Raw genomic sequence first — 4,888 nt, 5'->3', positions numbered from 1 at the left:
TTGAGGGCGAGAATGTCGAATGAACTGTCTTCGCCAGGTGCAGATAAAGAACTGGACTGTTCCGGCAGTATACGCCTCAGCCCCGCGGCAAGAATCTGCGCGAGTTCATCGAGGCGTTCGCCCGCCGACAGACGGACGGGCAACAGAGGGTTCGGACCGGATCGGGCGTCTTGCATGAGACCGTTCGCAACAGAAGATGACTGGGCAAAACGGTAGTTGCAAACTGCGGATATGCAATAATATTCAATCGCTTATCGCGCTTCTGCGGAATCATTAGAAATGAAGCGAGGTTCGGTCAGTGGAGCGTACGCGGGCGTAGCTTGCCATCCGTGGCCAGACGCAATGCCGTCCGCCAGAGAGGCGTCTTCGTGAACATGCTGCGCTCGGTGCGAGACAACCCATCAGAACGATTTTCATGTAGAAGCCCCGTCCAGCAGAGAGGTCGCAGCACCTGCACATAAAGGCTGCTCAGCGTTTCATCGAAGAAACGGTTGTTATCTGGCTCCCCGTAAAGGGCGCGCCGGATATCTCCACCTGTTGCGCCCTTCTCTGCCTCAACGTTGAGCACGTTTAAGAAGATATCCCAGTTGCCCAGGGGCCGAGCTCCTCGCCGCGAAAACCGCAAGTGATCGACCTCGAACAGATAAAAGGGCGTGATGATTCCGAAAAGCCGACCCGGATGACCGACAAGGGACTGACCAGACCTGGTCAGCTTGAATTTCCCCTTGTAGTGCCGCCCAATCTTCAATGCGATCATCATGTCGTGCAGATCCATCAGCGGGCCGAAATCCATCTCGTTGAGCACCTTATTAACGGCGAAGAGATCGGCCTCCGAGTATCCGGGCCATTCGAACTGGGCTGCGGCCCAATGGACGAAGCTGCGCTTGAAGGCTTTGGATGGGGTCAGCGCGATGCCTCCGTGCTCGGCGATGTAGGCGAAGGTCTTTTCTATCGCGCGCACAATCGGCGAGTGCAGAAGCGCCGGATCGGCATCATCGACGTCCCGGAACGCGATCATCTTGTGTCTCCTTTCCGAATCAGCGGATCCGACCGACGATCACTGTTGCGGTCACTGTGATGATTGGCTGACGCCAGCGATGAACTGGTCGTAGCTATCCCAAGGTTCTTCGTCCTCGACCTCAGCTCCATCGACGGCGCGATCGAACTGCAGAAGAGACACCGCCAAACCGAGCCGGTCAGAGAAGAAGGTCAGTTCTCGGACCGGTTCGGAGCCCCGACTAAATGTCCAGATGCCGGCGGGCAAAGCCACCGGGCGCTGAGAACTGGTGTGCTGCGACGCCGACCCCATGGCCATGATGGAGCCGTCGGGAATCGGCATGCCCGATTGAATGAACACACCGCTTCTGTAGGCGCGCGTGCTCGCTCTGCCCCACAACGCGAATCCGTCTCGCGCAACCACCATGGCCGCTCGGGTGTCGGTGAATTCGATCCACTTGCGCGCGGCCGCAAGAAGCGAAACTCCGTATCGGTCAGTCACATGGCCAAGGAGGTCGCGAGTTACCTCCTGACTGCCGACCTGGTTCCGATAGTCGTCGATCGGCATCAACAGGAAGGAGGCGAAGGTATCGGCCTCTTCTTCACGCTGCTTCTCCGCGTCCTTCCAGCCGTTGGCTTGCAGCGGAAGGCACTCGAAGTCGAATTCGTCCGAGAGCTCGCCGTTACGGTAGTGCGCTGCGGTCAGCGGGCGCCGGTGCAGCAAGTAGTGCCCGAACTCGTGAGCGAGCGTGAAGCGCTCGCGTCCACGGTAGCGGGGCTGAGTGTTGTAGAGAATCTGCCACCCGGGCTTCTTGCGCCGTGCCCGGAGCATGCCCTCGAAGCCGTCGATGTCGACGCCCTTCACTGCCGTAATCGGGTCTTCGTGGTTTCGGGAGACTTCGAGCGCCAGCGCCTCCACGTCCACGGGGAACCGGTCTTCTCCCAGCACGGTGCGGAGAAGCACAGTCAGATCGTTCGCGGCCCTTCTGGGCGATTTTCTGCCGCTATTGCTCATTCATCCTCATCGTCCAGGATCTTAAGCATCTCGCGAAGCTTCTCTTTGCTCTTCGGCTTCATCTTCTGATACTTGCGAAAGAAGGCAGTGTCTGTCGCGTCCGCTTCGGTGACTTCGTCGGCGGAAATCAGATAGTCAGTCGTCGTCTCGAGGGCGGCCGCGATCTGGTGAAGCTTCTCAGCCGAAGGGCGCGCGACGTCCTTGTTCTCGATCTCCCACATGTAGCTCTTGCTGGATCCGACCCTTTCGGCCAGCGCCTCCAGGGTCAATCCTCGCTTCAGCCTGAGCTCGCGAACGCGCTCTCCCAAGGGTGTTGGCACCGGGTGTTCTCCTGTTTGTCCGCCGGGTTCGTTATCACGATACATCTAGTCCTTGACACGCCGTACCTGCAATACCTATCTTGCGCACAAGTTCGTAGTAACGAACCCACTTTCGCGCTTTCACGAGACAAGAGGCCGTCATGGCTAAAGCAGGTAACGGTTCGGGCACCCATCACGTGGTCCCCAATCCCAATGGCGGATGGGATGTCCGCCGCGGCGGCGCCGAGCGCGCCAGCGGGCACTTCGACACGAAGCGGGAGGCGATCGACCGTGGGCGGGAGATCAGCCGCAACGCCGGGACGGAATTCAAGATCCACAACCAGGATGGCCGGATCGGCCAGTCCGATTCCCACGGGAACGACCCCCGCAACATCAAGGGCTAAGGAGATCGGCCATGGCCTCAGTGACGAGTTTCATCCGCAACGTGCCTGCCTCGTCGCTGCAGGCCTATTTCCACCACACCGGCATCGAGCTTCCGACCGAGGTCGATTGGGAGGCGCCCGAGCCGGAAGTCGCCCGCGTCACCTTGCGGGCCGTCGACGAATTGGACGACGAAGCCCGCGCCCGCATCGTCAATGACGCCGAGCGTGTGAGCGCCCTGGCCGATGATGCGGGGCAGACCGCACTCTACAGCGTGATCGACGACCGCACGGTGCTCGATGATCTGGCAAATGGCCATGCGCGTTCGCTCTGGATGTTCCTGAACGAACCGGTTCGGTTCCGCCATGCCGAGGAGGTCCGTTACACCGATGAGCGGCGCCGTGGTCGGAGCTGGGACGGGTTCATCGGCGAGCCGAACCTCGATCTGCGGCGGGACGAGGCATCCATCGATGCCTTCAAGACGGCACTGCGCGAACGGTTCGCTTCCAACAACATCCACATCGACATCTTCGGGCGCTACCGGCCGACCTTCGACGGCGAGGATTGCGAGCTTGTCCAAATCGCGATTTACCGCGAAGGCCTCCTCGACGATTTCCTGGCGTTCGATGACGCGGGAACGCTCGTCCGCCGCGCCCGCCGTCCCGTGTTCGAGGCGGCCATGACCTATGAACCGGCGACCGGCGTCATCGAAGTCGTCGCCAACGACCGCGAGAGCCGGGAAGAGATGGTTCGCTTCATGGCGCGCGACCTGCTGGGGATCGAGTTCCAGAGCGAGAAGGTGCCCTTCCGCACCTACGACCTCGCGGTTCTGCTTCATCCTTTCGATTTTCCGACCGACCCGGAGGATGGGATCGAGTCCGTCGAGGTCAAGCAGCTGCGTCTGATGCCCATCGACAATGTGGGCGAGCGCGTCACGCTGGAATGTCTTCGGAAGGCCGACCGCACTATCTGGAGCATGTCGGCGGAGCGGTTCGGCGCCAACGATCCGCTGGCTGGCGGTTGGGTGGCGACACAGGCCAAACTCTCGATCAAATTCCATCCCAAGGGCGATGCCAAACGCGGTCGGACGCTGCCGTTGACGATCACGATGCCGCATGGCTGCAATCTCAAGGACCAGACCGAAGAGGAGCAACTGATCGGCGAAAAGTATCTCCGGCGCTGGGGCATCCTTTCCGGAGACGGCGGTGTCGTCGTCGATTGATCGGAGGGCGGTTGATCTGCTCCTCTCAATTGTGGAGAGCACGGATGCCAAAGTCGCCGGCGCCGTGCTCTCCGACTATCACGCCAACAGCGCGGGGAAATTGCTGGCGGCGAATGTGCTGCGTCCCGATGGCCATAACGCGGCGGCCGCCTCGCTGGCTGATTTCGAAGACGAGCCGGTCTCCCTGATCTGGTCCTCGGAACGGAACGGCTACGGATACTTCAGCCCGTCTGCTGGCTGGGTCGGTGTCCCGAAAGAGCGGATGGGAGTCTACGGGGTCGACTTCCCGGTCCTCTTCGCCCGCTTGCTGGTCGGGCTGGACATTGCGTCCCGCGACGGCGCCAGAGTGCTCGTTCCACGAGCTTTGTGGGAGCTTGGCAACGCACGCATCGGCCGTCGCCCTCAGCGAGTCCCGATATGGTTCGCGCGCCGCCTTTCGGACCGGAAGATTTGGGCAGATGTGGCTGATGCGGCCCGAAGGCGACCAACACCCCATGTCCGCATTCTCTTGACCAGCACGCCCAGTGGTCGGCTCCATGAACCGGGGCTGCCGGGGCACCTCGTCGTGTCCATCGGCGATGCCATCGATTTCGATGACGGAATGGCGGTCAGCCCTGAAATCCTATCGGCACTTCTCGATGGCACACCCGCCGTCAGCCCTCATACGCCCCTGTCCCTCTCACCGAGCGGGCAGCGACTCACCATCCATGGCAACGTCACGATCGATCTCAAGTCGGACATCCATATCGCCATCATTCGCAAGCTGGTTGAGGGACACCAGGACGGCCGACGCTTCAGCGCTCGGGAACTCCTTGATCATGCCCACTCCAGCGCGAAGACGCTGCGTCAAGCATTTGGTGCGCAGCGATGGGCAGACCTCGAACCTTATCTGAAGTCCGAGAACGGTCTCTGGGGCTTCGCGCTCTGACGAAATTCTCTCTGTTCTTCTCCCTCTGACCGGGTCGGTTTTCTCCC

The 4,888-nt window shown here is 60.9% G+C and carries 6 protein-coding genes; 3 read left to right on the top strand and 3 right to left on the bottom strand.

Going from position 1 to position 4,888, the window contains the following annotated elements; translation table 11 throughout:
* Positions 1–295: 295 nt before the first annotated feature.
* From L598_RS19725 to L598_RS19715, 3 genes are read right to left on the bottom strand one after another with little or no spacing between them, the layout of a single operon-like run.
* The gene (locus tag L598_RS19725) at positions 296–1,018 is read right to left on the bottom strand and encodes a hypothetical protein (RefSeq protein ID WP_144865442.1); all 723 of its coding nucleotides are present in this window, start codon (positions 1,016–1,018) and stop codon (positions 296–298) included.
* A gap of 51 nt (positions 1,019–1,069) precedes the next feature.
* Complete coding sequence (locus L598_RS19720) at positions 1,070–2,011, bottom strand: ImmA/IrrE family metallo-endopeptidase (protein WP_144865440.1); 942 nt, start codon at positions 2,009–2,011, stop codon at positions 1,070–1,072.
* Complete coding sequence (locus L598_RS19715; protein WP_200815355.1) at positions 2,008–2,331, bottom strand: helix-turn-helix transcriptional regulator; 324 nt, start codon at positions 2,329–2,331, stop codon at positions 2,008–2,010. Before L598_RS19715 ends, L598_RS19720 begins: the two co-directional genes overlap by 4 nt.
* Positions 2,332–2,471: 140 nt before the next feature.
* Here L598_RS19715 and L598_RS19710 point away from each other — a divergent pair, with 140 nt between their 5' ends.
* Genes L598_RS19710 through L598_RS19700 form a run of 3 tightly spaced genes read left to right on the top strand, consistent with a single transcriptional unit; the run spans position 2,472 to position 4,841 of the window.
* The gene (locus L598_RS19710) at positions 2,472–2,714 is read left to right on the top strand and encodes a DUF2188 domain-containing protein (RefSeq protein WP_045449871.1); all 243 of its coding nucleotides are present in this window, start codon (positions 2,472–2,474) and stop codon (positions 2,712–2,714) included.
* Between the two features lie 11 nt (positions 2,715–2,725).
* Complete coding sequence (locus L598_RS19705) at positions 2,726–3,913, top strand: hypothetical protein (protein WP_144865439.1); 1,188 nt, start codon at positions 2,726–2,728, stop codon at positions 3,911–3,913.
* Positions 3,897–4,841, top strand: a complete 945-nt coding sequence (locus L598_RS19700) for a hypothetical protein (protein ID WP_144865437.1) — start codon at positions 3,897–3,899, stop codon at positions 4,839–4,841. Before L598_RS19705 ends, L598_RS19700 begins: the two co-directional genes overlap by 17 nt.
* Positions 4,842–4,888: the final 47 nt, after the last annotated feature.

It is taken from the genome of Mesorhizobium sp. J18 (genome assembly GCF_007829525.1).
Taxonomy (GTDB): Bacteria; Pseudomonadota; Alphaproteobacteria; order Rhizobiales; family Rhizobiaceae; genus VLJP01.
The sequence above is the reverse complement of the archived record's forward strand: the minus strand, read 5'-3'. Positions and strand labels throughout refer to the sequence as shown.